At 72.8% G+C, this 26410-nt stretch carries 22 protein-coding genes, 3 tRNA genes and 1 pseudogene; 20 read left to right on the top strand and 6 right to left on the bottom strand.

All coding sequences use genetic code 11. The annotated features are described in order from the left end of the window. Window positions 1-51: 51 nt before the first annotated feature. Window positions 52-885, bottom strand: coding sequence for a glycerophosphodiester phosphodiesterase (locus ACFVGW_RS13220; protein ID WP_385852032.1), 834 nt, complete (start codon window positions 883-885; stop codon window positions 52-54). A gap of 177 nt (window positions 886-1062) precedes the next feature. On the opposite strand from ACFVGW_RS13220, the gene ACFVGW_RS13215 reads away from it, so the two are divergent. Both ACFVGW_RS13215 and ACFVGW_RS13210 read left to right on the top strand, forming a co-directional pair. Beyond that, a complete protein-coding gene (locus ACFVGW_RS13215) occupies window positions 1063-2556 on the top strand; it encodes a S1C family serine protease (RefSeq protein ID WP_385852031.1) in 1494 nt (497 codons plus the stop codon). Between the two features lie 135 nt (window positions 2557-2691). Further along, a tRNA-Ser gene (locus tag ACFVGW_RS13210) sits at window positions 2692-2776 on the top strand. A gap of 138 nt (window positions 2777-2914) precedes the next feature. Here the strand turns inward: ACFVGW_RS13210 and ACFVGW_RS13205 are convergent. From ACFVGW_RS13205 to ACFVGW_RS13195, 3 genes are all read right to left on the bottom strand, one after another. Further along, on the bottom strand, window positions 2915-3673 hold the full coding sequence (locus ACFVGW_RS13205) for a MerR family transcriptional regulator (RefSeq protein WP_385852030.1): 759 nt from the start codon (window positions 3671-3673) through the stop codon (window positions 2915-2917). Between the two features lie 220 nt (window positions 3674-3893). After that, window positions 3894-4358, bottom strand: a complete 465-nt coding sequence (locus ACFVGW_RS13200) for a lamin tail domain-containing protein (protein WP_352188613.1) — start codon at window positions 4356-4358, stop codon at window positions 3894-3896. Between the two features lie 444 nt (window positions 4359-4802). Beyond that, window positions 4803-5708 (bottom strand): bifunctional DNA primase/polymerase, encoded by a 906-nt coding sequence (locus tag ACFVGW_RS13195; RefSeq protein ID WP_385852029.1) that lies wholly within the window; start codon window positions 5706-5708, stop codon window positions 4803-4805. A 341-nt stretch (window positions 5709-6049) separates the two neighbouring features. On the opposite strand from ACFVGW_RS13195, the gene ACFVGW_RS13190 reads away from it, so the two are divergent. The 8 genes and pseudogenes from ACFVGW_RS13190 to ACFVGW_RS13155 all read left to right on the top strand — a co-directional run bounded on the left by ACFVGW_RS13190 (window position 6050) and on the right by ACFVGW_RS13155 (window position 13889). Then, window positions 6050-6358: a hypothetical protein gene (locus ACFVGW_RS13190; protein WP_385852028.1), complete on the top strand. Its 309-nt coding sequence runs from the start codon at window positions 6050-6052 to the stop codon at window positions 6356-6358. 248 nt (window positions 6359-6606) lie between these two features. Further along, the gene (locus ACFVGW_RS13185) at window positions 6607-7773 is read left to right on the top strand and encodes an acyl-CoA dehydrogenase family protein (protein WP_385852027.1); all 1167 of its coding nucleotides are present in this window, start codon (window positions 6607-6609) and stop codon (window positions 7771-7773) included. After that, a complete protein-coding gene (locus ACFVGW_RS13180) occupies window positions 7770-8687 on the top strand; it encodes a bifunctional MaoC family dehydratase N-terminal/OB-fold nucleic acid binding domain-containing protein (RefSeq protein ID WP_385852026.1) in 918 nt (305 codons plus the stop codon). The genes ACFVGW_RS13185 and ACFVGW_RS13180 overlap by 4 nt, the downstream gene beginning before the upstream one ends. Window positions 8688-8690: 3 nt before the next feature. Next, window positions 8691-9725 carry an acyl-CoA dehydrogenase family protein gene (locus ACFVGW_RS13175; protein ID WP_385852025.1) on the top strand — a complete coding sequence of 345 codons (1035 nt, stop codon included), beginning with the start codon at window positions 8691-8693 and terminating at the stop codon, window positions 9723-9725. Then, a pseudogene (locus ACFVGW_RS13170) lies at window positions 9722-10114 on the top strand (MaoC family dehydratase); the annotation flags it as partial. The gene ACFVGW_RS13175 and the pseudogene ACFVGW_RS13170, both read left to right, overlap by 4 nt. A 116-nt stretch (window positions 10115-10230) precedes the next feature. Continuing rightward, window positions 10231-11397 carry a lipid-transfer protein gene (locus ACFVGW_RS13165; RefSeq protein WP_385852024.1) on the top strand — a complete coding sequence of 389 codons (1167 nt, stop codon included), beginning with the start codon at window positions 10231-10233 and terminating at the stop codon, window positions 11395-11397. 150 nt (window positions 11398-11547) lie between these two features. Beyond that, entirely contained in the window at window positions 11548-12093 is a 546-nt protein-coding gene (locus ACFVGW_RS13160) for a SigE family RNA polymerase sigma factor (protein ID WP_352188620.1), read from the top strand. 143 nt (window positions 12094-12236) lie between these two features. Continuing rightward, complete coding sequence (locus ACFVGW_RS13155) at window positions 12237-13889, top strand: long-chain fatty acid--CoA ligase (protein WP_385852023.1); 1653 nt, start codon at window positions 12237-12239, stop codon at window positions 13887-13889. Between the two features lie 72 nt (window positions 13890-13961). Here ACFVGW_RS13155 and ACFVGW_RS13150 read toward each other — a convergent pair whose 3' ends face one another. After that, entirely contained in the window at window positions 13962-17762 is a 3801-nt protein-coding gene (locus ACFVGW_RS13150) for a PAS domain-containing protein (protein ID WP_385852022.1), read from the bottom strand. Window positions 17763-17926: 164 nt separating this feature from the next. Then, complete coding sequence (locus ACFVGW_RS13145) at window positions 17927-18406, bottom strand: SSI family serine proteinase inhibitor (RefSeq protein ID WP_385852021.1); 480 nt, start codon at window positions 18404-18406, stop codon at window positions 17927-17929. Between the two features lie 205 nt (window positions 18407-18611). Here ACFVGW_RS13145 and ACFVGW_RS13140 point away from each other — a divergent pair. From ACFVGW_RS13140 to ACFVGW_RS13095, 10 genes are all read left to right on the top strand, one after another. After that, window positions 18612-18702: transfer RNA gene (locus tag ACFVGW_RS13140), tRNA-Ser, on the top strand. A gap of 312 nt (window positions 18703-19014) precedes the next feature. Beyond that, window positions 19015-19087: transfer RNA gene (locus tag ACFVGW_RS13135), tRNA-Arg, on the top strand. A 96-nt stretch (window positions 19088-19183) separates the two neighbouring features. After that, window positions 19184-19639, top strand: a complete 456-nt coding sequence (locus tag ACFVGW_RS13130) for a DUF5959 family protein (RefSeq protein ID WP_385852020.1) — start codon at window positions 19184-19186, stop codon at window positions 19637-19639. Between the two features lie 389 nt (window positions 19640-20028). Then, window positions 20029-20409, top strand: a complete 381-nt coding sequence (locus ACFVGW_RS13125; RefSeq protein WP_385852019.1) for a hypothetical protein — start codon at window positions 20029-20031, stop codon at window positions 20407-20409. Continuing rightward, window positions 20406-21812 (top strand): protein kinase, encoded by a 1407-nt coding sequence (locus ACFVGW_RS13120; RefSeq protein ID WP_385852018.1) that lies wholly within the window; start codon window positions 20406-20408, stop codon window positions 21810-21812. Before ACFVGW_RS13125 ends, ACFVGW_RS13120 begins: the two co-directional genes overlap by 4 nt. A 120-nt stretch (window positions 21813-21932) precedes the next feature. Further along, window positions 21933-22775 carry a DUF2797 domain-containing protein gene (locus tag ACFVGW_RS13115; RefSeq protein ID WP_385852239.1) on the top strand — a complete coding sequence of 281 codons (843 nt, stop codon included), beginning with the start codon at window positions 21933-21935 and terminating at the stop codon, window positions 22773-22775. A gap of 88 nt (window positions 22776-22863) precedes the next feature. Continuing rightward, on the top strand, window positions 22864-23199 hold the full coding sequence (locus tag ACFVGW_RS13110) for an antibiotic biosynthesis monooxygenase family protein (protein WP_385852017.1): 336 nt from the start codon (window positions 22864-22866) through the stop codon (window positions 23197-23199). Beyond that, window positions 23093-24079 carry an amidohydrolase family protein gene (locus ACFVGW_RS13105; protein WP_385852016.1) on the top strand — a complete coding sequence of 329 codons (987 nt, stop codon included), beginning with the start codon at window positions 23093-23095 and terminating at the stop codon, window positions 24077-24079. Before ACFVGW_RS13110 ends, ACFVGW_RS13105 begins: the two co-directional genes overlap by 107 nt. Window positions 24080-24119: 40 nt before the next feature. Beyond that, a complete protein-coding gene (locus ACFVGW_RS13100) occupies window positions 24120-24857 on the top strand; it encodes a response regulator transcription factor (RefSeq protein ID WP_352188629.1) in 738 nt (245 codons plus the stop codon). A gap of 8 nt (window positions 24858-24865) precedes the next feature. After that, the gene (locus tag ACFVGW_RS13095) at window positions 24866-26386 is read left to right on the top strand and encodes a sensor histidine kinase (protein ID WP_385852015.1); all 1521 of its coding nucleotides are present in this window, start codon (window positions 24866-24868) and stop codon (window positions 26384-26386) included. The last annotated feature ends 24 nt before the right edge of the window (window positions 26387-26410 follow it).

Below are 26410 nucleotides of genomic sequence, written 5' to 3'. Positions count from 1 at the left end.
TAGCCGTGTGACGGGTGGGAAGGGAGGGGACGCGTGGGGAGGGAAATGGGATCAATGGCGGCCCAACTGGGACAGCACCTGCTTGGGTCGGTTGGTGATGATCGCGTCGACGCCGAGCCGTTCGCAGAGTTCGACGTCCTCCGGTTCGTCCACCGTCCATACGTGCACCTGGTGACCGGCCTTCTGGAGGCGGAGGATCACGGCGGGGTGGTGGCGCACGATCCGGATCGACGGTCCGGCGATCCGCGCGCCGGCGGGCAGCCTTCCGTCGCGCAGCCGGGGGGTCACGAACTGTGCCAGCGAGACGGTGGGCAGGGTCGGCGCGGCGGTGGCGATCCGGGAGAGCGAGCGCGCCGAGAAGCTCATGACCCGTACGGGAGAGTCCTCGGGGGCCTCCGGCTCCGCGAGGCCGAAGCGCTTGAGCAGGTGGAGCAGCCGCTCCTCGACCTGGCCGGCCCAGCGGGTGGGGTGCTTGGTCTCGATGGCCAGCTCGACGCGGCGCCCGGCGTCGGAGACGAGCTCCAGGAGGCGTTCCAGGGTGAGTACGGAGGTGAGTCCGGAGTCCTTCCAGTCCGGGCTCTCGCCCGCTTCGTCCCGGCCCCTCCAGGTGCCGAAGTCCAGGGCGGCGAGGTCGGCGAGCTCCAGGGCGGAGACGGCGCCGCGGCCGTTGGAGGTGCGGTCGACGCGGCGGTCGTGGACGCAGACGAGGTGGCCGTCGGCGGTGAGCCGGACGTCGCACTCGAGGGCGTCGGCGCCGTCCTCGATGGCCTTCACGTAGGCGGCGAGGGTGTGCTCCGGGGCGTCTTCGGAGGCTCCGCGGTGCGCCACCACCTGGACGGGGGCGGGGTTCGGGTGCGGCCGGGGGTGCTGCCGTGCGTGGGTCACCGCGTCATGGTGCCATTGGCGGGGCGGACGTATCGGACCGCGTCCGTTCTGTCCGTATATAAAGAATGGGGTGCGGATGCACAGCTCCGTCTTACAGTGGCCTGACGGCCTGTGGGAAAAGCTGTTCGCAGCACCCTAGAGATGGCATCCACCCGTGCAGTGAACGAGGAGAGAGCTGTGAGCACCGAGAACGAGGGCACCGAGGTTCCGGCGGACCCGAGTGCCCCGTCCGTCCCTCCCGCCCCTCCCACGCCCCCCGTCGCCCCGCCCGCCGCTCCCGAGCCGGTGACGGAGAGCGCGCAGAGCGACGCGGCGGACACCCAGGCACAGACCCAGGCACAGACCCAGGCACAGACCCAGCCCCAGTCGCAGCCCCATGCGCACCCCGAGGCCCCGACCCAGGCGCACGCGCATGTCCAGGCCCCCACCCCCGCCCCCGCCCAGGCGGCGCACGCGGCCGGCGCCGGTGGCTGGCCGCCGCCTCCGCCGGCCGTGCCGGCCTGGGGCGCCCCCGTCCCGCCCGCGCCGCAGGCTCCGCGGAAGCGGACCGGCGGCCTGGTCGCTGCGGTCCTCGTGGCCGCCCTGGTGGCCGGTGGCGTCGGCGGCGGCATCGGGTACTGGGCGGCCGAACGCGGCGACGAGTCGATCAGCTCGACGACGGTCGCCGCGGGCGACTCGCCGGCGTCCTTCAAGCGCGACCCGGGCACGGTCGCGGCGGTGGCGGGCAAGGCCCTGCCGAGCGTCGTCACCATCCAGGCGAAGTCCGGCGGCGCCGGCGGTGACAGCGAGGGCGCGGGCGGTACGGGCACCGGCTTCGTCTACGACAAGGAAGGCCACATCGTCACCAACAACCACGTGGTGGCGTCGGCGGCGGAGGGCGGCACGCTCTCGGCGACCTTCTCGAACGGCAAGACGTACGACGCGGAGGTCGTGGGCCGCGCGGAGGGCTACGACGTGGCCGTCCTGAAGCTGAAGAAGGCCCCCGAGGGGCTGGCTCCCCTCGCGCTCGGCGACTCCGACAAGGTCGCGGTGGGCGACTCGACGATCGCGATCGGCGCGCCCTTCGGCCTGTCGAACACGGTGACCACGGGCATCATCAGCGCCAAGAACCGCCCGGTGGCCTCGGGCGACGGCTCGGGCGGCAGCAACTCGTACATGAGCGCCCTGCAGACCGACGCCTCGATCAACCCGGGCAACTCCGGCGGGCCGCTGCTGGACGCGAACGGCTCGGTGATCGGCATCAACTCGGCGATCCAGTCGACCGGCAACGGCTTCGGCCAGACGCAGGCGGGCTCGATCGGCCTCGGCTTCGCCATCCCGGTCAACCAGGCCAAGAACGTGGCCGAGCAGCTGATCAAGACGGGCAAGCCGGTGTACCCGGTGATCGGCGCGACGGTGAACATGACCGAGAAGGGCGAGGGCGCCACGATCGCCGACGAGGGCGCGGGCGGTACGCCCGCCGTCGTCCCGAACGGCCCGGCGGCGCAGGCAGGTCTGAAGGCCGGCGATGTGATCACGGGCTTCGACGACCGCCAGATCGACAGCGGCCCGACGCTGATCAGTGAGATCTGGACCCACAAGTCGGGCGACTCGATCAAGATCACCTACGAACGCGACGGCAAGGAGGCGACCACCACGGTCACCCTCGGCGAACGCACGGGCGACAACTGACCCTCTGAGCCCTCCCTCGCGCCGTCCTGAACGGGACCCGGCGCGGGGGCACTTGCCCGGCCCGCCCGTCCATCCCCGCCGGATCCCGCCACCCGGTAGGCTGTAGCCGCTCCGCAGCAGGTGAGGCGGGGCATGGGTGGGTTGCCCGAGCGGCCTAAGGGAACGGTCTTGAAAACCGTCGTGGCGCGAGTCACCGTGGGTTCAAATCCCACACCCACCGCTTGCAGGTCAGAGAAGTAGCAGGTCAGAGGGCGGGCCCCGGATTCCGGGACCCGCCCTCCGTGCATGGGTCTGTCGGGTCTTCCCGCGAGGTCGGGGTCTGCCGCGGCTCCGGCTCCGGCTCCGGTTCCGGTTCCGCTCAGCTCAGCCGGGTCGTGGCGTAGGCCTCGATGGCGTCGCGCTGGTACGCCGCCAGCCCGGGTGCGATCGCCTCGTACGCGGCGCGCCAGGTGTCGTTGTCCACGCAGGCGCGCCCGATGGCCCGGTACTCCTCGGCGGAGACGGCACGCAGCTCGGCCAGGCCCCGGTACTGGGCGTCGATCTCCGCCTGTACCGGCTCGGCGTCGGCCGTGGCGCCCGCTGCCATGAGTTCGGCCAGCCGGATCATCTGAGCGGTGCGCTCGCGGTGCCCGGCGTCGGCATCGGCCTGGCTCATCGTGGCCGCGCGCCGGCCGACCTCCTCGGCCAGCTCGGGGAACTCGCTCATGTTCTCCTCGTACTGGGAGGGCCGTACGCCCTCGAAGAGGTTCTCCGGTCGGTTGATGGTCATGGGGTGCCCGTCCTTCCTGGACTGCTCCAGTGCGGCGATGGTGCGGGAGACGGTGCCGGCCAGGGCGTCGAGCCGGTCGCGCTCGTCGACCAGCTTCTGGTGGTGGTTCCGCAGGGCATCCACCTCGTCGACCTGCTCGGACAGGATCCGGCCGATCTCTGGAAGCCCGACGCCCAACGCCCGCAGTACGAGGATCTGCTGCAGCAGCAGAAGCTGCTTGCCCTCGTAGTGGCGGTGCCCGTTCGCGCCGATCCGGGCCGGCGGCAGCAGGCCGATCTCGTCGTAGTGACGCAGGGTCCGGGCGGTCACGCCCGACATCCGGGCCACCTCCGCGATCGGCCAGTCCATCGCCACTCCCGCACGTGTGTGTCGCCCGACCGGTCTCTCCGGCCTGGTCACGACGGTAGGAGCTGCCGCAGCGGCAACTTCAACCCCGGGATTCATGTTTCCGGAAAGCGCGCACGTGCGCCGGGCAGGGTCGGCCTGCCCGGCGCACGCGGTTCATGGTGTCGGGTCGGCCCCGCGATCCGTCCTGGACGAGCGGACGTGAGGGCCGACTGCTGTCGGGTTAGCGGTGGTGGCGGTGGCCCCAGGACTTGGTGTCGATGGTGCGGCCGCGGTCGTCGCGGAGAATGGCCTTGTCGCGGCTGTCCCAGACGTAGTTGCGGCGGTCCTGGAACAGGTCGCTGCGGGTGTCACGGCCGTGGCCGGTGTGGATACGGACCGTGTCCCGGCCCCCGAGGCGGACGTCGCCGAAGCGGTACCGGTTGCCGTCGTCGTCCTTCAGGGTCCAGCCCTTGAGGTTGATCGCGTGGCGGGTCGTGTTGCGGATCTCGACCCACTCGGCGTTCAGCGATCGGTTGGACCGGTCGTCGCGACCGGGGCTCTCGGCCTGGACCCGGCTGATCTCCACCTTCGGGCCGCGCTGGCGGTCGCCGTCGTGGGCGGCGGCCGGCAGGGCGACGGCGGAGACGATCGCGCCGGCCGCGAGGACGGTGGCCGCGATACGACGGGCGGTCGAAGAAGCAGACATGTGTGATGTCCCCTCAAGAACAGAGCCTCATCAGCCGATAACTGCTGTTGAGAGCTGTGCGGTTCCCGGTCCGGTGTGGGCCGAGGAGGCAAACTCTGCGGCCTCGCCGGCCGCGTCGGAATGCCGGCCGAGGCCCGTTACCGATTACGGACATCTGCGTAACTGTCGGCTGTATCGGTCAATCACCGCTTTCGGGCGTGGCCCTGACATTCACTGTCTGCTACACCCATCCGTTGAATGATCAACAGCAAGCCCTTTCCGGCTCCGGCGCACTACCGGTCGCACGACCCGGCGCACTCTGCCGATCGGGTGGCGAGCCCGAGTAACAGCTGTTCTGCACGTTTCTTCGCGCAGACGCCGTGCACTCGCACAGGAGAGCGACTCTGCAGGTCGGCGCCCGCGTCGCAGCCGATGCGCCGACGGTGGCTGACGTGGGTGGCTGGCCTAGGCGGTGGCGCTCGGGGGGTTTGCCGGGTGGGCGTTCTGGGTGAGGCGGGCCGCCGAGAGGATCGTCGTGCGGGCCTCGTGTTCGGTCAGGCCCGTGTGGACCGCCGCCGTGGTGAGGGCTTCGGCGAGGGATTCGCCGAGGCCGTTCTCGTACGCCCGGCAGGCCGCCCAGAACAGGCGCGTGTTGCGCTGGCCCTCGTGGGCGGTCCGGACGAAGTGGATCAGGCCGCGGCCGTGGCGTGGGCCCGGCGGGGTGTGGTGGGGGCGCGAGGGTGCGGTGGGGGGTGCGATCAGGTCGAGGAGGGCGCGCGGACAGGGTGCGGGATCGAGGTGTTCGCTGCCCGGAGCCAGCCGGTACGCGCCCCTGGCGGTGACCGAGCCCGGTCCCACCAGGTAGCCGCCGGCCCCGCGGATGTCGATGCCGGGGGCGAGGCGGCTCGCCGAGTTCGGGACGACGACGTCCGGCGGGCCGGTCAGCCACAGGTGGCGGCCGCCGGACGGGGTGAGGACGGTGACCGTGGGCGGCAGTGTGAACAGGTGCTGGAGCGCGAGGTGACGGAGCTCGGTCGTGGCGGTCGTGGCGGCGTCGCCGTGCAGGACGTCGAGGTCGACGCCGATGAGGTGGTGCGGAGGGCGTCCGCAGGCGATGCCGTAGCCGGTGGCCCAGGGGGCGGCGGCGAAGAGGGCCCGTACGGCCGCGGGGTCGCTGGTCGCGTCGTGCACGCCGTGCCCGGGGCGGCCGCACTCGCCGTGGCAGGCGACGGGGTGCGGTTCGTGGCGGTGGGGTGAGCGCAGGGCGGGGAGCTTGGAGGCCGACAGGGGGATGACGGGGAGCCCGCGCTCTGCCGCGGTCAGCGCGTGGGCCAGGGCCAGGGTGGCGGAGCGCCGGTCGGAGGTGGCCATGGACTCAGTTTCGTACACCCGTTCGAAAAAAGAAAGAGGGGAGGATTGGCTGAAAATCTGCCGGAACGCTTCCCCTGCGGTGAGGGTGCGGTTCCGGCGGCGAGATCCGGCCCCCACCCCTGTGAGCTGCGCCTTCGGGTGTGTGGCGGGGGTTTATCGACTTGTCCTCACGCTTGAGGGGGAATCGGCCGCTGAGGGGTGGTTCGCCGGGGATTGCGTGGGCAACTCTGGAGTCGCGACGTCGAGCACAACGACCGAGGCGGTCGGCCAACTGCCTTGGAAACAGCAGTACTTCAGTGCTCCGGCACGACAGCTTCAGCTCAGCTCACGGAGGAAAAGACATGGCAAGCATCCGTACTGCCCGCGTTCTCGCCGCTGCCGCCGCGCTGCCCTTGGCCGCCGCTCTCTTCAGCGGCGTCGCGCAGGCCGACAACGGCGGATTCGCGGACAACGGATCGAACACGAGCGTCGCCTCCATCATCGGCAGCGGCGTGGGCGGCGACAACTTCGGCAACTCGGCGACCACGCAGCAGGTGGCCACCGGCTCCGGTGCCTCCAATCAGAACAACACCGCGAGCGTGAACGGCTCCGGGCTCACCGCCGTCGACCAGTCGAACGCGACGGTCAACTTTTTTCCCTGGTGGCTCTAGCCGTCAGCTGGGGTCCGGCCCGACGGGGGGAATGACCGCGGGGTGAACGGCGGCCCGTGCGGCGGCGCTTCGGCGCCGGCGCACGGGCCGCCGCGCGTTTCCGGGCGGGCTCGTCCCGGTTGCCGCGCGGGGCCGGCCCCGCGCCCGCCGTGCCGGCCCCGTGGACCGCCGCGTCCGTGACCTTGACACGGCTCCCGTATCTGACGGACAGTCAGAAAACCTAGCCGTACCCCCGGGAGGCCGTCGCCGTGCACCTCGCCCCGACCGAGCGGCAGCTGAGGCTGCGCGCCGAACTCCGCGCGTACTTCCGCGACGTGATGCCCGGCGGTCCGCCGCCCGCCGGCGACACCGCCGCGCAGCGCGCGCTGCTCCGCCGCATCGGCGGCGACGGGATGCTGGGGCTCGGCTGGCCGACGGCGTACGGCGGCCAGGGCCGCGGCCCCGACGAGCAGTTCGTCTTCTTCGACGAGGCCTACCGGGCCGGTGCCCCCGTCTCGATGGTCACGCTCAACACCGTCGGCCCGACCCTGATGAAGTACGGGACCGAGGAGCAGAAGGCGTACTTCCTCCCCCGGATCCTGCGCGGCGAGACCGTCTTCGCCATCGGCTACAGCGAGCCGGAGGCCGGTACCGACCTGGCCTCGCTCCGTACGAAGGCGGTGCGGGACGGGGACTCCTGGCTGATCGACGGGCAGAAGATCTTCACCTCGAACGCCCAGAACGCCGACTGGATCTGGCTCGCCTGCCGCACCGACCCCGAGGCGCCCAAGCATCGCGGCATCTCCATCGTGCTCGTCCCCACGGACTCCCCCGGCTTCTCGTGGACGCCGATCGAGACGGTCGGCGGGCTGACGACGACCGCGACGTACTACGACTCCGTCCGCGTCCCCGCCGGGAACCTCGTCGGCGAGGAGAACGGCGGCTGGGGGCTGATCACCAACCAGCTCAACCACGAGCGCGTGGCCCTCGCCGCCATCGGCATGCAGGCCGAGGACTTCTACGAGGCGGCCCTCCACCGGGCCCGTACACCCGATCCGGTGACGGGGCGGCGCCGCATTGACGAGCCGTGGATACGCATTCGTGCTGCCGAGGCGCATGCCCGGCTGGCGGCGACGCGCCTGCTCAACTGGCGTCTGGTGGGGGATGTGGGGGCGGGCCGGCTGGCCCCGGGAGACGCCAGCGGCGTGAAGTTCGCGGGAACCGAATCGGCGGTGGAGGTGTACCGAATATGTCAGGAGATCGCGGGCGGAGCGGGTCTCGTGCGAGCGGGATCGCCGGGGGAGTTCGACGGCGGTGAGCTCGAGCGGATGAACCGCGCCGCGCAGATCAACACCTTCGGGGGAGGGGTGAGCGAGGTGCAGCGCGAGATCGTCGCGACGATGCGACTCGGCATGAAGGGGAGGGGGCGGCGATGACGGACGGTCTGTACGAGCGGCTGAAGGGGTACGAAGGACAGCCCGCCGCCACCGCGGGCGTCGGCAAGGACCTGGTCAACGAGCCGATGATCAGGCACTGGTGCGAGGCGATGGGGGACACCGACCCGGCGTACAGGGGGCCGGACGCCGTCGCGCCGCCCACCATGCTCCAGGCCTGGACGATGGGCGGGCTCTCCGGCCACACGGACCGGTCGGGGGCGTACGACGAGCTGCTCACGCTCCTGGACGAGGCCGGGTTCACCTCCGTGGTCGCCACCGACTGCGAGCAGGAGTACCCGCGGCCGCTGCGACCGGGCGACGCGATCACCTTCGACGCCGTGATCGAGTCGGTGTCGGAGCGCAAGACCACCAAACTCGGGACGGGGCACTTCGTCACCACCCGGATGGACGTCCGCGCCGGCGGCGAGCTCGCGGGCACCCACCGCTTCCGGATCCTCAAGTACGCGCCGGCGGCACCGCGGCCGAAGGGGAGCGGCGCGCCCGCCGCCAGGCGGCCACGGCCGGTGGTCAACCGGGACAACGCCGGGTTCTGGGAGGGCGTCGCCGCGCACCGGCTGCTCATCCAGCGCTGCGCGGGCTGCGCGGCCCTCCGCCTCCCATGGCTGCCCGGGTGCAATGCCTGCGGCTCGCCGGAGTGGGACACCGTCGAGGCGGGCGGCGAGGGGACCGTCTTCTCGTACGTGGTGATGCACCACCCGCCCTTCCCCGCGTTCGATCCCCCGTACGCGGTCGGTCTGATCGAACTGGCCGAGGGCGTGCGGATGGTCAGCAACGTGGTCGGGGTGCCGTACGACAAGGTCCGGATCGGGATGCCCGTCCGGCTGGAGTTCCTCCGCGTGGACGACGAGCTGGAGCTGCCCGTCTTCCGGGCGCTGGACGGCGGGGAGGGCTGACGCATGGACTTCACACCCACGGAGGAGCAGGCCGCGGCCCAGGAGCTGGCGGCGACGATCTTCGGTGACCTCGCCACCCACGAGCGGCTCGCGGCGGCCGGCACGGGCACGGACGCCGAGCTGTGGAAGGCGCTGTGCGCGGCCGGGCTGCCCGGGGCGGTCGAGGAGATCGGCCTGCTCGGCCTGGTGCTGCTCGCCGAGGAGCAGGGTCGTACGACGGCGCAGGTGCCGTTCGCGGCGAGCGGTGTGTTCGGGCTCCTCGCCGTCGCCCGGCACGGCACCGAGGAGCAGCGGGAGCGGCTGCTGCCCGGGCTCCGGGAGGGTACGAGCGTGGCGACCGGGGCCTTCCCGCCCGCCGGACACGTGCGTGCCGACGCGGAGGGCCGCCTCACGGGGGCGGTGGAGTGGGTGCCCTGGCTCAGGGACGCCACGCATGTCCTCGTGCCGGCCCAGGACGGAGCGATCCGGCTCGTGCCCATGGCATGCGCGGAAGCCGCCGTGGTGCCGGTGGAGCTCACGGCCCCCTGGGCCGCCGGACGGCTCGTCCTCGACGGCGCGCGGGGTGAGCGGATCGGGGGCGCGGGCGCGCTCGCCGACGTGCTGGCCACGGCCCGGATCGTGTTCGCCGGACTCCAGGCCGGGGTCTGCGCCGGTTCGCTGGCCCGGGCCGTCGCGTACACCTCGGTACGGGAGCAGTTCGGCCGCCCGCTCTCCACCCACCAGGCCGTCCAGCTCCGGGCGGCCGACGCCCATATGGACACCGAGGCGATCCGGGTCACCGCCTACGAGGCGGCCTGGCGCCTCGACGAGGGCCTGCCCGCCGCCGAACACGCCCTGACCGCCGCCTGGTGGGCGTCGGAGGCGGGAAAGCGCGTCGTCCACGCGGGCCAGCACCTGCACGGCGGCATGGGGGCCGACCTCGACCACCCCGTCCACCGCCACTTCCTCTGGGGCAGACAGCTCGACGCGTACCTCGGCTGCGGTACCGAACTCCTCGCCGAACTAGGCGACCTGATCGGGAACGGAGAGCGCTCATGAAGGCCGGGGACACGCTCGCGCCGCTGGAGATCCCGATCACCCGCACGCTGATCGTGGCCGGGGCCGTCGCCTCCCGGGACTACCAGGACGTGCACCACGACGCGGAGTTGGCGAAAGCCAAGGGCTCCCCCGACATCTTCATGAACATCCTGACGACGAACGGCCTGGTGGGGCGGTACATCACCGACCGGCTGGGCCCGGGGGCGGTCCTGCGCAAGGTGGCCATACGCCTCGGCGCGCCCAACTACCCGGGGGACACGATGACGTTGACGGGCACGGTCACGGAGGTCGACGGCGCCACGGCCCGGGTGCGGGTGGTCGGCGCCAACGGGCTCGGCCACCATGTGACGGGCACGGTGACGGTGAGCCTTCCGGAGCGGGCCCCGGCCACTCCGTCCGTGGCGGCGCCCGGCACTCGGTCTGCGGCGCAGGCAACTCCGTCCGCGGCGGCGCCCGGCACCCCGTCCGCGGCGGCGCCCGCTCCCGGGGCCGGGGAGGCGGGAGCATGAGCGTCCGGAAGGCCGATCGGCTCGGAGGGCGCGCCGCGATCGCCGGGATCGGGGCGACCGAGTTCTCCAAGGACTCCGGTCGCAGCGAGCTCAAGCTCGCCGTGGAGGCGGTGCACGCGGCGCTCGACGACGCCGGGCTGACCCCCGCCGACGTCGACGGCATGGTCACCTTCACCATGGACACGAGCCCGGAGATCACCGTCGCCCAGGCGGCCGGCATCGGCGAGCTGTCGTTCTTCTCCCGCATCCACTACGGGGGCGGGGCCGCCTGCGCCACCGTCCAGCAGGCGGCGCTCGCCGTGGCGGCCGGGGTCGCCGACGTCGTCGTCTGCTACCGGGCGTTCAACGAACGCTCCGGGCGGCGCTTCGGCTCGGGGGTCCAGCAGCGCGAGCCTTCCGCCGAGGGCGCCGCGCTCGGCTGGCAGCTGCCGTTCGGGCTGCTCACCCCGGCCTCCTGGGTCGCCATGATCGCCCAGCGGTATCTGCACACGTACGGGCTGTCCCCGGACGCCTTCGGCCATGTCGCCGTCACCGACCGCCGGTACGCGGCCACGAACCCCGCCGCGTACTTCCACGGCAAACCGATCACGCTCGCCGACCACGCCGCCTCGCGCTGGATCGTCGAGCCCCTCCGGCTCCTGGACTGCTGCCAGGAGACCGACGGCGGACAGGCGGTCGTCGTCACCTCCGCCGAGCGCGCCCGCGACCTGCGCCGTCCACCCGCCGTGATCGTCGCCGCGGCCCAGGGAGCCGGACGGGCCCAGGAGGCGATGACCAGCTTCTACCGCGACGACCTGACCGGCCTGCCCGAGATGGGTGTGGTGGCGAGACAGCTCTGGCAGACCTCCGGGCTCACCCCCGGGGACATCGACGTCTCCATCCTGTACGACCACTTCACCCCCTTCGTCCTGATGCAGCTGGAGGAGTTCGGGTTCTGCGGCCCCGGCGAGGCGGCCGACTTCGTCGCGGCGGAGGCGCTGCCGATCAACACCCATGGAGGCCAGCTGGGGGAGGCGTATCTGCACGGGATGAACGGGATCGCGGAGGCGGTGCGGCAGGTGCGGGGCACGTCCGTGAACCAGATACCCGGCGTGGCGAGGACGCTGGTCACGGCGGGCACCGGAGTCCCCACGTCCGGTTTGATCCTGGGCGCGGACGGCTGAGGCACCGGCCGGCCCCGACCCTGACTCCAGGCTCGTCCCACCTCCACCTTCAGGAGGTCCAGCCGTCCCCACCCCTACAACCTGAGGGGGAGTGCGGTTCGGGACCTGGGGCCGATCCGCCGCCCACGTACCCGCTCCTAGCGTGGAGTCATGACTCCGCCACCTTCCGGCCCCGTCTGTGTCGGCGCCTCCACGGCCGCTGGCTACCCGTCGTTCTCGTCCTACGTACGGGCTCGCGGGCCCGTGCTGCTGCGCACCGCGCGCTCGCTGACCGCGAACCCCGCGGACGCCGAGGACCTGCTGCAGACCGCGCTGACCAAGACGTTCGTCGCCTGGGAGCGGATCGAGGACCACCGCGCCCTGGACGGCTATGTGCGGCGCGCGCTGCTGAACACCCGTACGTCCCAGTGGCGCAAGCGCAAGGTCGACGAGTTCGCGTGCGAGGACCTTCCGGAGCCGGCCGGGCTGCCCGAGCCGGACCCGGCCGAGCGGCAGGTGCTGCACGACGCCATGTGGCGCGCGGTGATGAAGCTCCCGGACCGCCAGCGGGCGATGGTCGTCCTGCGGTACTACGAGGACCTCAGCGAGGCGCAGACGGCCGAGGTGCTGGGCGTCTCGATCGGCACGGTCAAGAGTGCGGTGTCGCGGGCGCTCGGCAAGCTCCGCGAGGACCCGGAGCTCTCCCCCGTGCGCTGAAGCGGCCCGCGGCAGCCACGTCTCCCGTCCCTCTGCCAGCGTTCACTGGCAATTTCCGTACTCCCGGGTAGTGACATACCGAGCGGTACGTGCGCAGAATCTCCCCACCCTTACTGCCACGTAGCGCCCACCGGGAGGACGCCGTGCTGAGCACCATGCAGGACGTACAGCTGACCGTGACCCGCATCCTGAACCACGGGATGACGATCCACGGAAAGTCCCTGATCACCACCTGGACCGGGGAGCCCGAGCCGCACCGCCAGACCTTCGCGGAGACGGGCGCCCGCGCGACCCAGCTGGCGAACGCCCTGCGCGACGAGCTCGGAGTCACCGGCGACCAGCGGGTCGCGACGCTCATGTGGAACAACGCGCAGCACGTCGAGGCGTACTTCGCGATCCCCTCCATGGGTGCGGTCCTGCACACCCTCAACCTGCGGCTTCCCCCCGAGCAGCTGGCGTTCATCGTGAACCACGCGGACGACCGGGTGGTCATCGTCAACGGTTCGCTGCTCCCCCTCCTCGTGCCGCTCCTCCCCCACCTGCCGACCATCGAGCACATCGTGGTCGCCGGCCCCGGCGACCGTTCGGCGCTGGACGGGGTGACGCCCCGGGTGCACGACTACGAGGAGCTGATCGCGGGCCGCCCCACCACCTTCGACTGGCCTGAGCTCGACGAGCGTGCGGCCGCCGCCATGTGCTACACCTCCGGCACCACGGGCGACCCCAAGGGCGTCGTGTACTCCCACCGTTCGATCTACCTGCACTCCATGCAGGTCAACATGGCCGAGTCGATGGGCCTCACGGCCGCGGACACGACCCTCGTCGTGGTCCCGCAGTTCCACGTCAACGCCTGGGGCCTGCCGCACGCCACGTTCATGACCGGTATCAACATGCTGATGCCGGACCGTTTCCTCCAGCCCGCCCCGCTCGCCGAGATGATCGAGCGCGAGCAGCCCTCCCACGCCGCGGCCGTCCCCACCATCTGGCAGGGCCTGCTCGCCGAGGTCACCGCCAACCCCCGCGACCTCTCCTCCATGAAGCAGGTCACCATCGGCGGCGCGGCCTGTCCGCCCTCGCTCATGGAGGCGTACGACCGGCTCGGCGTCCGCCTCTGCCACGCCTGGGGCATGACGGAGACCTCCCCGCTCGGCACCATGGCCCACCCGCCGGCCGGCCTGACCGCGGAGGAGGAGTGGTCGTACCGCGTCACGCAGGGCCGCTTCCCGGCCGGTGTCGAGGGCCGCCTCGTCGGCCCCGGCGGCGAGATCCTGCCCTGGGACGGCGAGTCGGCGGGCGAGCTGGAGGTGCGCGGCACCTGGATCGCCGGCTCGTACTTCGGCGGGGTCGACGCCGAACCGATCCGCCCCGCGGACAAGTTCAGCGAGGACGGCTGGCTGAAGACGGGCGACGTCGGCGTCATCAGCCCGGACGGCTACCTCACCCTCACCGACCGCGCCAAGGACGTCATCAAGTCCGGCGGCGAGTGGATCTCGAGCGTCGAGCTGGAGAACGCCATCATGGCCCACCCGGAGGTCGCCGAGGCCGCCGTCGTCGCCGTACCGGACGAGAAGTGGGGCGAGCGGCCGCTGGCGACCGTCGTCCTCAAGGACGGCGCCACGGCGGACTACGAGGACCTCAAGGACTTCCTCGCCACCGAGGGCGGGATCGCCAAGTGGCAGCTCCCGGAGCGCTGGGCGATCGTGCAGGCGGTGCCGAAGACGAGCGTGGGCAAGTTCGACAAGAAGGTGATCCGCAGGCAGTACGCGGAGGGCGAGCTGGACGTCACCCAGCTGTAGTCCGCGCGGAGACGGACGGAGGGGGAGCGGTGCACCTGCACCGCTCCCCCTCCTTCTGCGTCCGTACGGACCTCAGTTGGTCCCTATCTTCGCGAGCAGATCGACGATCCGGGCCTGCACCTCGTTGCTGTTCGAACGCTCCGCCAGGAAGAGGACCGTCTCGCCGGACGACAGCGTCGGCAGCTCGGCCTCATCGAGGTCGGTCGAGGTGTAGACGACGAGCGGGGTGCGGTTCAACTGCCCGTTCGCGCGCAGCCAGTCGATGATCCCGGCGCGTCGGCGGCGTACCTGCATCAGGTCCATCACCACGAGGTTGGGCCGGATCTGCGTGGCCAGGGTGACCGCCTCGGTGTCGGCCGAGGCCCGCGCCACCTGCATCCCGCGCCGCTCCAGGGTCGCGGCGAGCGCCTGCGCGATGTGCTCGTTCTCCTCGATGAGCAGCACGCGCGACGGGTGCTGCTCGCTGTCGCGGGGCGCCAGCGCCTTGAGCAGTACGGCGGGATCGGCGCCGTACGCCGCCTCCCGGGTCGCCTGCCCGAGCCCGGCCGCCAGCAGGACGGGCACCTCGGCGGCGACGGCCGCCTGGCGGAGCGACTGGAGCGCGGTACGGGTGATGGGCCCGGTCAGCGGGTCGACGAAGAGCGCGGCCGGGAAGGCGGCGATCTGGGCGTCGACCTCCTCGCGGGAGTGGACGATCACCGGCCGGTAGCCGCGGTCGCTCAGCGCCTGCTGGGTGGAGACGTCCGGCGCGGGCCAGACGAGCAGCCGGCGCGGGTTGTCCAGGGGCTCCGGGGGCAGCTCGTCGTCCAGGGGCCGCGGCACGGGCTGGTGGGCGACCTCGACCGCGCCGCCGGGACCGTCGAGCAGCTCCGGGCCCTCGTCGGCGCCCTCGGCGGGCGCTCCTATGGCGTACGAGCGGCCTTCGGGGGCCGCGGGGGCCAGCTTGGGCTGCGGGTGCGGCTTGGCCGCGGGCTCGGCGGGTGCCGCGGGCGCCGCCGTCACGGCGGCGGGCGCGGGGCGGTCGCCCTCGGGCGGGGTGGCGAGCTTGCGCCGCCGCCCGGAGCCGTTGCTCCCGGCGGGCGGCGGGGTCTGTCCGTTCTGCGCGCCCTGCTGAGCGGTGTTCTGCTGCGCGGCGAGCTGCTGGGCGAAGGGCACGCCCTGCCCGAGCGTCCGCACGCTGAACGCCCGCCCGCCCTGCGTTCCGTCCTTCGGCTCCCTGGGCTCCTTCGACGCGGGCGCGGGCGCGGCTGCGGAGGAAGGGGAGGCGGCGGTGGGCGCCACCGGGGACGGCGCGGGCGCGGGGATCTCGGGGGGCAGCGGTACGGACCCGGTGCCGGTCCCGCTCCGCGTCTCCTGCGGTCCGCTCGTGTTGCGGCGGCGACCGGTCGGTTCGGGTAGGGGGTGCGGCTGCGGAGGCGTGTGATCGACGTCCGGCGCGGACCCTACGGCCTCGTGCTGACCCTCGTCGCTGCCGGGCATCGGCATCGGCATGGGCATCGGCATGGGCATGGGCATCGGCGTCGCCATGGGCATGGCCACGGGCGCCGGCTGCGGCTGTGCCACCTGCGGCGCGAGGGCGGCCTGCGGCTGCCCGCTCCCCGCCTCCGGGGCACGGTCCGCGTCGGCCGGCGGCAGCGCGAACGGCGTACGGGGCCCGGCCTCGGCGGCCACACTCCGCTCCTGCGCCGCGAGCGCCCGGCGCGCGCGGCGCCCGGTCGGCTGCGGCGCGCCCGTCTCCTCGCCGCCTGCCGCGGGCAGGGCCCTGGCCAGCGCGGGAGCCTCGGCGGGGGCACCCTGGGCGGGTACGGGCACACCCTGCGGGGGCACGGCGGCGCCCAGCGCGGCGCGGCCCTGCGCGCCTTCGGCGGCGGTCACCACGGCGCCCTCGGCGGGCCGGCCGCGACGGCGCCCGGTCGGCTCGACGACACCAGGGGCTCCGGGGGTTCCGGGGGTCCCAGCGGTCCCGGTCCCGCCCTCGGCCGTACCGCCCGCCGCGCCCGCGTTCTGGGCGGGGATCAGCTCGGCGGGAGCGGCCGGAGCCTGCTCCGTACGGCCGCGGCGACGGCCGGTCGGCTCGACGGCACCGGCGTTGCCGCCCTCGGCGGCCACCGGGCTCTCCAGGAAGGCGTCGGTGGACGCCCGCCGGGCGCGCCGCCGTCCGCCGCCGTTCGTGTCGGAGGCCTGAGCGGGCAGGGCGAGCGCGGCCCCGTCGGACGGCGCGACCTCCAGCTCGGAGGCGGAGGCGGAGCCCGCCGGTTCAGCCGGGGGCGCGGGCGGGGGCGTGACCGTCCCCTTCCCGGCGCCGAGCGGCACCTCGAGGACGTACGCGCTGCCGCTCATCCCCGGCACCTCGTGCGTCTGCACCACACCGCCGTGCGCGGCCACGATGCCGCGGACGATGGGCTGGTGGACGGGGTCGCCACCGGCGTACGGTCCGCGGACCTCGATCCGTACGACGTCACCGCGCTGCGCGGCGGCCACGACGATCGTCGAGTCGGCGTACCCGGCACCCGGCACGACGCGGGCCTTGCCGGTGGAGTCGACGCCGGCGACGTCGGCGACGAGATGGGCGAGCGCGGTCGCGAGCCGGCCCGCGTCCACCTCGGCCTCGATCGGCGGGGCGTGCACGGCGAACTGCGCCCGGCCCGGCCCGATGAGCTCCACGGCCCCGTCGACGCCGGCCGTGACGACCGCGTCGAGCAGGGCGACGGACTTGCCGAGCGTCTCGGTCCCGGCGTCCAGCCGCTGGTAGCCGAGGACGTTGTCGACGAGGGTGGTCATCCGGGCGTATCCGGCGGCCAGGTGGTGCAGGAGCTGGTTGGCCTCGGGCCAGAGCTGTCCGGCGTCGTCGGCGGCGAGGGTGGAGAGTTCGTTCCGCAGCTCCTCCAGCGGCCCGCGCAGCGACTCGCCGAGGACGGCCGTCAGCTGCTCGTGCCGGGCGGCCAGCGCCTCGTACCGCTCCTTGTCCGCCGCCGCCCGATCCTCGTGGCCCTTCTTCAGCTCGGCGAGCTCGGCCGCGTGCTTCTCGGCGAGCGTGGCGACCTCGCTCGCCCGCTCCTCGGCGAGCTGCTCGTACGGCCGGCGGTCGGTGAAGGTCATCACCGCGCCGACGAGCTGGTCCCCGTCCCGTACGGGCGCGGTCGTGAGGTCGACCGGTACCTGGGAGCCGTTCTTCGCCCAGAGCACCTGGCCGCGGACGCGGTGCTTGCGCCCCGACTTGAGGGTGTCGGCGAGGGGCGACTCCTCGTACGGGAACGGCTCGCCGTCCGCGCGGGAGTGCAGGATCAGCGGATGCAGGTCCTTGCCGCCGAGGTCGCTGGCGCGGTAGCCGAGGATCTGCGCGGCGGCGGGGTTGACGAGGACGACCCGCCCGTCGGTGTCCGTACCGACGACACCCTCGGCGGCGGCGCGCAGGATCATCTCCGTCTGGCGCTGCGAGCGGGCGAGCTCGGCCTCGGTGTCGAGCGTGCCGGTGAGGTCGCGGACGACGAGCATGAGCAGCTCGTCGCCGGTGTAGGCGGTGTACGAGTCGTAGGCCTCGCGGCCGTCCTCGAGGCTGGCGCTGGTCACCTCGACGGCGAACTCGCCGCCGTCCGTCCGGCGCGCGATCATCCGCGTCGGCTTCGTCCGGCCCTGCTCGTCGGTGCCCTCGGGGCGCCGCATGGAGCCGGGGATCAGACGCGAGTCGAACCCGGGCAGCAGGTCGAGCAGGCCGCGCCCGACGAGAGCGGTGCCGGGGGTCTCGAACATGCCGAGGGCGATGGTGTTGGCGTTGACGACCGTGCCGTTGCAGTTGACGAGCACGAGACCGTCGGGAAGGGCGTCAAGTATGGCTGCGAGGCGAGCAGCGCCTCGGGATGGCCTGCTGCTCACGACGACGCTTCCTCCCTGACCCACTGCACCTTGCCCCGGCTGGCCGGCCCCATCTTGCCCTCCGGACCGCAGCCTGTCACTGAGAGGGAGTCTAAAGGCAGGCCCGCCGGTCTCGGGGTGAGGTCGCGTGCCTCCGGCAACATCCCAACGGCATCCTCACGTCATCACCGCACGTGGGGCAGTACGGGCTCCAGGTTCTCCCACCGCTCGATCTCGCATCCGTCGGCCCGGGAGAAGCGGGCGTCGACGGTGCGGCCGCGCCACTGACCGGTGATGCGGGCCGTGGCGGGGCCGCCGTGCTGGAGGGAGCAGATCCGGTCCTCGGCCACGGGCGCGAAGGGGTTCCTGCCCGCCTCGGCGTGGCCGTCGAGGCGGGCACAGGCGCGGGCGGCGGCCGGGTGTGTCCCGCCGGGCTTGTCGCCGCACTCGAGCTCGAAGGTGCCGTCGGCGTTCCGGTGGCCGCTCTTGGTGATCGTCACGGTCAGTGTGTCGGGCGAGGAGGTCGGCGTGTCGGGCGAGGAGAGCAACGGCAGGGACGGCAGGGGCCCGAGCCCGCCGACACCGCCGAGGCCGGCGGCGGTGGTCGTGGTGGCGGCGAGGGTGGCGAGTGTGGCGAGTGTGGCGAGGACGAGGCTGCGCAGCATGCGAACTCCAGGAAGGCGGATGGGGCCGTGGGGCGCGGGCCCGTCTCCTCTAACGCTCCGTACTGCCGTTCGTTGCGCAACCGGGGTGCGCCGAGGGGCTTTGCTCTCCGCCCCGGAGGGCTAGTACGGTGAGAAGCGATTGGTGACACCAGGCTTGCCTGTGTCATCATCTGCACGCACCACTCACGCCCGCGTGACGGTGCATGGAGGCGTCGCCTAGTCCGGTCTATGGCGCCGCACTGCTAATGCGGTTTGGGCCTTAAAGCCCATCGAGGGTTCAAATCCCTCCGCCTCCGCCCCACCCGAAGCCCCGGCCCCACAGGCCGGGGCTTCGGCCGTTCCGGGACCGGGTCGCACGCGGGCGGGACGCCGACTGTTCGGAGCTCCGACCCACGAACCGGTTCGCGGGTCGTCCCGGGCCCGGGATCGACGATTCAGCGCGGATCGGAGGTCCCCCAGGTGGCGGTACCGCGGGGCGGAGGGAAACCCGCAGGATGGCGTTTCCGCAGGTCAGAGGGGGTGGGGCTAATGGATTTCGCGCTACGGCGCAGGTCATGTAATGTTGTCCACGCAACGCCGACCGGCAAGAAAAAAGCCGAGAAGCACAAGCACTCGTAGCTTAACGGATAGAGCATCTGACTACGGATCAGAAGGTTGCAGGTTCGAATCCTGCCGAGTGCACAGCAGGCAAGAGGCCCGGACGAGAGTCCGGGCCTCTTGCGTTTCCGGGGCGTACGGCAGTGAAGTACAGCAACCGGGTGAGCGGGAGGGGCAGCCGTGGCCGAGGGTGGAGAACTCCTGGAGCTGATCGGCCTGGCCGGCGGAACACAGAGTGTCGCGGTTCGTCTGCTGTCGACCAGCCCGTCGTTCACTGGAGTGTCAGGCCGCTACTTCGATGCGGAGATCCAGATCCGAAGCGACTTCGTGAACGCCTCGGTGCGGACGGGGATCTTCGACGAAGACATCGAGGAGTGGGGCCTTCTCCTGGATGCCCTCGAAGAAGTCATGGACGACGCCTCCGAGGACGACGGGGCTGACGTATTCACCGGGGACTGGCCCAGAGAGGGCCGCACGGCGTACCTGCGGTTCGTGGCCGAGGATCCGCTCGTCATCGAGGTCCGCGACACACCCGGCACCGGCATCTGTGTCCAGGTGCCACTCGCCCTGGACGACGACTGGATCACAGAGGCCAGAGTCCGGCTCAGGACAGTCCGCGAAGCGCTCGGAGCCTAGAGGGCGGATCACCCGCGCCCCAGGGCGTCGCACAACTTGCCCAGCCTTGCGTACGGGCCCGCAGGGCGAACATCCCCGTCACGAGGCTGCTGCGCACCCTGCCCCCCACGGCTGTTGGGACGGCTCTGGACGGGCTCCGGGCCCGACGGGGGTTCGTCCACGCCGTCTGGGTGCAGCGTGGCCTGTTTGGGGCTGGACTGTGGGGGTGAGGGTGTCGACCATGGCGCGCAGGCGCGGGTGCGTGCGGCGGGGGAGGGGCTGTGGTGGGTACTGGTGGCGTGGGGGATCCGGACGGGTTGCGGCCCTGGGAGCGGGCGCGGGCGCGGGGGAATCCGCCCGGCGGCGGTGGCGGGCCCGGAGCCGGTGGGGCGGGGGCGATGCCGCAGGCCGTGAAGAGCCTTCGGGTCCTGATGATGGTGCTCGGCGGTATGCAGGCCGTCCTCGGCGTCGCCCTGTTGACCAACAGCGTCGCCATCGCCAACTCCATCTGGGGTGAGGAGGAGACCCTCCTCCAGGACCGCGGCGGGATCGTCGTCTTCGCCGGGGTGCTCGTCTGCGCCGTCGCCGCCTGGGGCATCGGTACCGCCCTGAAGTTCCCCACCCGTCACCCCAACGTGCGGATTTCGGCCGCCGTATACGGGTGGACCGCGCTCCCCTTCGCCTACCCGTTCTACGGCGTGATGCCCATCCTCGGGGTCGTCTGGCTCGTGCCGGCCATCCTGGCCGTCGTCCGGCCGAACCAGCCCGAGACCCGCGCCTGGTTCCGGTGATCGGAGACCGCATCGGCGACTACGTCGTCGTACGGCTCCTGGGCAGCGGGGGCATGGGGTCCGTCTATCTCGCGCGGTCGCCGTCCGGCAGGCCCGTCGCGATCAAGGTCGTCCGGGCCGAGTACGCCGACGACCCGCGGTTCCGGGAACGCTTCCGCAAGGAGGTCGAGGCCGCCCGTCGCGTCGGCGGCTTCCACACGGCCGCGGTCGTCGACGCCGACCCCGACGCCCCGCAGCCCTGGATGGCCAGCGCCTACGTCGTGGGTCGGACCCTCGCCGAGGAGGTCCAGCGGTACGGCCCCCTCGACGAACGGCGGCTCTGGGGGCTCGGGGCCGCGCTCGCCGAGGCCCTCGTCGCGATCCACGCCCGCGGCCTCGTCCACCGCGACCTCAAGCCCGGCAACATCGTCCTCGCCGACGACGGCCCGCGCGTCCTCGACTTCGGCATCGCCCGCGCCCTGGAGGAGACCCGCCTCACCTCCGACGGCATGGTCGTCGGCACCCCGGGCTTCCTCGCCCCCGAGCAGGCCCAGGGCCATGAGATCACCGGAGCCACCGACGTCTTCGCGCTCGGTGCCGTCCTCGTCGCCGCCGCGGGCGGCCGTGCCTTCGGCGAGGGCGAGGGCGTCGGCCTCATGTTCCGCGCCGTCCACGAGAGCGAGGACCTGACCGCCCTCCCCGTCGCCCTGCGCCCCGTCGCCGCCGCCTGCCTCCGCAAGGATCCCCGGACCCGGCCCACCCCGCGTGAGGTGCTGGCCTGGTGCGTCGCCCGACGTGAGGCGTCCGAGACATCCGAGACATCCGAAGCGCCCGAGACGCGTGAGGCGTCCCAGGCGACCGAGGTCGTTCCGCCTGTCGTCACCCGGCCCGCCCCGCCCGCCCCGCCGCTTCCGGTCGCCAGCTACCGCCGCCGGCCCCGCAGCCACTGGGCGATGATCCTGCGCAACGCTCTCGGCCTCCTCGCGCTCGTCGTCTCCGCCGTCCTGAACGAGCGGCTGTTCCACGGCCCCGGCGGGCTCACCGCCACGCTGGCGGCCGTCTCGTTCCTCTGGTTCCTGCGCCTCGTCGCCCTCCTGCGGACCACGAACGGCCTCGTCCTCAACGGCCTGGGCATCGGCGTGGGTTATCTGGGATCCCTCACCGTGCTGCGCTGGCAGCACGTCCACTCCCTCGACCTCGTCCATCACGCCGACGGCGCACGCCTCACCGTCCGGCTCACCGACGACAGCCCGCGCCCCCGCTTCTCCCCACGCCCGAAGTGGCTCCACGACGCCGCGGGCGGAGCCCTGCGGATCCACGGCGAGGCGCTCGCCCCCGCCCGGTCCGCCGCCCCGCTCCCGGATGCCGTCCGCGGGTACGCGACCCGTCACGGCGTCCCCCTGACCGAGACCCCGGCGCCATGAGCCCCCCTTGCCCGGCGCCTCGGCCGTCCGCGTCTCGGCCGTCCGGCGCCTCGGCCGTCCAGTGGCCCGGTTGTCAGTGCCTCGGAGCAGACTGGTGCCGTGACGTGGCGGTGTGTCGGGATGCGGTGGAGCGGCGGTGTGCCCGGGCTCCGCTGGGACGGTGGGCGGGTGTCCGTGCTCGCGTACGGGCAGCAGGTCGCCTTCCGGGCCGTCGGGCCGCGGCGCTGTCCGGGTGCCCGCGGGAACGCCTGCCCGCTCGACGCGACCGTGCCCGCCCGCGCCACCGGCGGGCAGTGCCCCGAGTGCGCGCGGCTCGACCGGGTCCACTCGGTCGCCGCCGACACGATCGCCGACGACCCCCGGACGTACCGCGTGTATCTCGCCTGGTTCGGGCCCGGGATGACCAAGGTCGGGATCACGGCCGAGGAGCGCGGTGACGCCCGGCTCCTGGAGCAGGGGGCCGTCGCCTTCGGCTGGCTCGGGCGCGGGCCGCTCATGGCGGCCCGCCGGACCGAGGAGCTGCTGCGGCACGCCCTGAAGGTGCCCGACCGGATCCCGTACGCCCGTAAGCGCGCCGTACGGCACGACCTGCCCGGGCCGGACGCGCGCCGTCGTGAGATCGAGGAGCTCTACGGGCGGGCCACCGGGCTCGCCGGCTGGGCCGAGACCCTGGAGCGGCTGGAGTTCCGGGCGTACGACCATGCCGAGGCCTTCGGGCTCGACGGCCTGCCCCCGCTCTCCGGCACCGTCACCGAGCTCGTCGACGGCGGAGTCGTCGCCGGGCGCCTCCTCGCCGCCGCCGGTCCCGACCTGCACCTTCGCGACTCGGCGGGGCGCCTCCTCGCCGTCGACACCCGGGTCGTCCGCGGGTGGGGGCTCGTCTCCGTCGACCCGGGCCACCCCGTCACCGTGCCCGTGCGGAAGGCCGACACCGACGTCCAGGACGAGCTGTTCCCTCTGTAGCCCCCGCAGTGCCTCGTACGTAAAGACTTGGATCCCCTTCGCCGGCTCTTATGGACATGCCCGCCCCGCCCGGCGGAGGGTGATCCACATGACCCCGAACCTGGTGGCGGGCCTCGAACCGCCTTACTACACCGCTGTCTTCACCTCGATCCGTCCCGACGACCCCGAGGGATACGCCGAGACCGGCGCCCGTATGCAGGAGATCGTCAGTGAGCTCCCCGGCTTCCTCGGCTACGAGGCCGCCCGCACTCCCGGCGGCATCGGCATCACCGTCGCGTACTTCCGCGACCTCGCCTCCCTCGACGCCTGGCGGGACCATGCCGAGCACCAGGCCGCGAAGCGCCGCGGCCGGGAGCAGTGGTACGAGAGTTACAGCGTCCACATCGGCAAGGTCGAGCGGAGTTACGGTTTTGAGCGAGGCTGACCCGACGCGACAGCTCGCCCGGAGGCTCGGGATCCCCGGGCTCGTCGACGTCCACACCCACTTCATGCCCCAGAACGTCCTCGACAAGGTGTGGGCCTACTTCGACGCCGTCGGCCCCCTGACCGGTGTGGAGTGGCCCATCACCTACCGCGAGGAGGAGGACCGGCGGGTCGCCCTCCTGCGCGAGTTCGGGGTCCTCGCCTTCACCTCGATGCTCTATCCGCACAAGGCCGGCATGGCGGAGTGGCTCAACAGCTGGGCCGCCGGCTTCGCCGCCCGTACGCCCGACTGTCTGCACACCGCCACGCTCTTCCCGGAGCCGGGCGCCACCGGTTACGTCCGGCACGCCCTCGACTCCGGCGCCCGGGTCTTCAAGGTGCACCTCCAGGTCGGCGGGTTCGACCCGAACGACCGGCTCCTCGACGACAGTTGGGGTCTCCTGGCCGAGGCCGGCACGCCTGTTGTCGTCCACTGCGGCTCGGGACCGACCCCGGGCAAGTTCACCGGGCCCGCGCCGGTCGGGCGGGTGCTCGCCCGCCATCCCCGGCTGCGGCTGATCGTCGCCCACATGGGCATGCCGGAGTACGCCGACTTCCTCGACCTCGCCGAGCGGTACGAAGGCGTCCACCTGGACACCACCATGGCCTTCACCGATTTCAGCGAACGCCTCGCGCCCTTCCCCGCCGCCGAACTCTCCCGGCTGCGCGCGCTCGGCGACCGGATCCTCCTCGGCTCCGACTTTCCGAACATCCCCTACCCGTACGTCCATCAGCTCGACGCCCTCGAACGGCTCGGCCTCGGGGACGACTGGCTGCGCCGCGTCCTCTACGAGAACGGGGCCGCGCTCTTCCCCCAGGTTTCTCAGGGAATTCACAGGTAGGGGAAAGGAAGATCTCAGTACCCCGGGCCAGCGTGGCGGTATGACTGCCACGAAGCCCCGCGGGCGCACCGACATGCTCCGGCCCGACGGCTCCGCCGTCCGCGTCCTCGTCGTGGACGACGAGGCCTCGCTCGCCGAACTGCTCTCCATGGCCCTGCGGTACGAGGGCTGGCAGGTGCACAGCGCCGGCGACGGGGCGGGGGCGCTGCGCGAGGCGCGGGAGTTCCGGCCGGACGCGGTGATCCTCGACGTGATGCTGCCCGACATGGACGGGCTCTCCGTGCTCGGCCGGCTGCGCCGCGAGCAGCCGGACGTGCCGGTGCTGTTCCTGACCGCCAAGGACGCCGTCGAGGACCGGATCGCCGGGCTCACGGCCGGCGGCGACGACTACGTCACCAAGCCGTTCAGCCTGGAGGAGGTCGTGGCGCGGCTGCGCGGGCTGATCCGGCGGTCGGGCGCGGCGCAGGCGCGGAGCGAGTCGCTGCTCGTCGTCGGGGACCTGACCCTGGACGAGGACAGCCACGAGGTCACGCGCGGCGGCGAGTCGATCCATCTCACCGCGACCGAGTTCGAGCTGCTGCGCTACCTCATGCGCAATCCGCGCCGGGTGCTCAGCAAGGCGCAGATCCTGGACCGGGTGTGGTCGTACGACTTCGGCGGCCAGGCGAACGTCGTCGAGCTGTACATCTCCTACCTGCGCCGGAAGATCGACGCCGGAAGGGCGCCCATGATCCACACCCGGCGCGGGGCGGGTTATCTCATCAAGCCGGGGGAGTAGAACGTCCGATGGTCCGGTCGCCCCGGTCGTGGTCGCTCCGTACGCGGCTCGTCGTCTCCGCCGTCACCCTCATCGCGATCGTCGCCGCCGTCATCGGGACGGTCACGACCATAGCGTTCCGGTCGTACCTGTACGACCAGGCCGACGACCAGCTGCGGAACGTCGCCAACCGCGCGCAGGGGCCGCCCCCCTCGATGCGTCTCTCCGGTGACCCGGGCCGCGACCCGCTCGCCTTCGTCCTCGGGCCCGGTGCTCCGCTCGGCACGGTCGGCGCGGTGGTCGGGGACGGCGGCACGCTGGGCGCGGCCGACCGTTCCGTCGAGGTCGAGCAGGCCGGGTACGGGCCGGAGGCCACCGTCAGCCCGCTCGACGAGGCGCAGCGCGCCGCGCTCGCCGGCGCGTCCCGCGACGGCCGTCCGCACACGGTCGAGCTGCCGGGGCTCGGCGACTACCGGGTCTCGTACGTCTCCGGGGACCGTGCCGACGTCCTCGTCGGGCTGCCGCTCGACGAGGTCCAGGGCTCCCTCTCCACCCTCGTCCTCGTCGAGGTGAGCGTCACCGGCGCCGGTCTGGTCGCCGCCTCGCTCGCGGGGTCGGCGCTCGTCGGGATCGCGCTGCGCCCGCTGAGGCGGGTCGCCGCCACCGCCACCCAGGTCTCCGAACTGCCGCTGCACAGCGGCGAACCGGCCCTCCACCACCGTGTGCCCGAGGCCGATCCGCGGACCGAGGTGGGGCAGGTCGGCGCGGCCATCAACCGGATGCTGGACCACGTCCACTCCGCGCTGCACGCCCGCCAGCAGAGCGAGACGCGGGTGCGGCAGTTCGTCGCGGACGCCAGCCACGAGCTGCGGACGCCGCTGGCCTCGATCCGGGGGTACGCGGAGCTGACCCGGCGCGGCCGGGAGGAGTGCGGGCCCGACACCCGGCACGCGCTCGGGCGGATCGAGTCCGAGGCGACCCGGATGACGGGGCTCGTGGAGGACCTGCTGCTGCTCGCACGGCTGGACGCCGGACGCCCGCTCTCGTACGAGAGCACCGACCTCGCGCCCCTCGTCGTGGACGCGCTCTCGGACGCCCGCGCGGCGGGCCCCGAGCACCACTGGCGGCTCGGACTCCCGGACTGCGCCGTGGCGGTACGGGGAGACGCCGCCCGCCTCCACCAGGTCCTGGTCAACCTGCTCGCCAACGCCCGGACGCACACCCCGCCGGGCACGGTCGTCACCGCGCGGGTACGGACGGAGGGCGGCCGTGCCCTCGTCGAGATCGAGGACGACGGCCCCGGCGTCCCGCCCGAGCTCCTCCCCGTCGTCTTCGAGCGCTTCGCCCGGGGGGACGCCTCCCGCACCCGCCGTGCCGGCGGCGGCGGCAGCACCGGGCTCGGGCTCGCCATCGTGCGGGCCGTGACGGCCGCCCACGGCGGAGAGGTGACCGTCCGGAGCCGGCCGGGAGAGACCGTCTTCACCGTCGCTCTCCCCCGGGAGAACCAGCAGGACTCACAGGCAGGGCACAGGCTCGCCACACAGCCGTGACAGCCGCCCTGGCGAGGGTCTGTG

This window comes from Streptomyces sp. NPDC127129 (assembly GCF_042671585.1).
In the GTDB taxonomy this organism is placed as follows: domain Bacteria; phylum Actinomycetota; class Actinomycetes; order Streptomycetales; family Streptomycetaceae; genus Streptomyces.
This window is presented reverse-complemented; position numbering and strand designations above follow the sequence as displayed.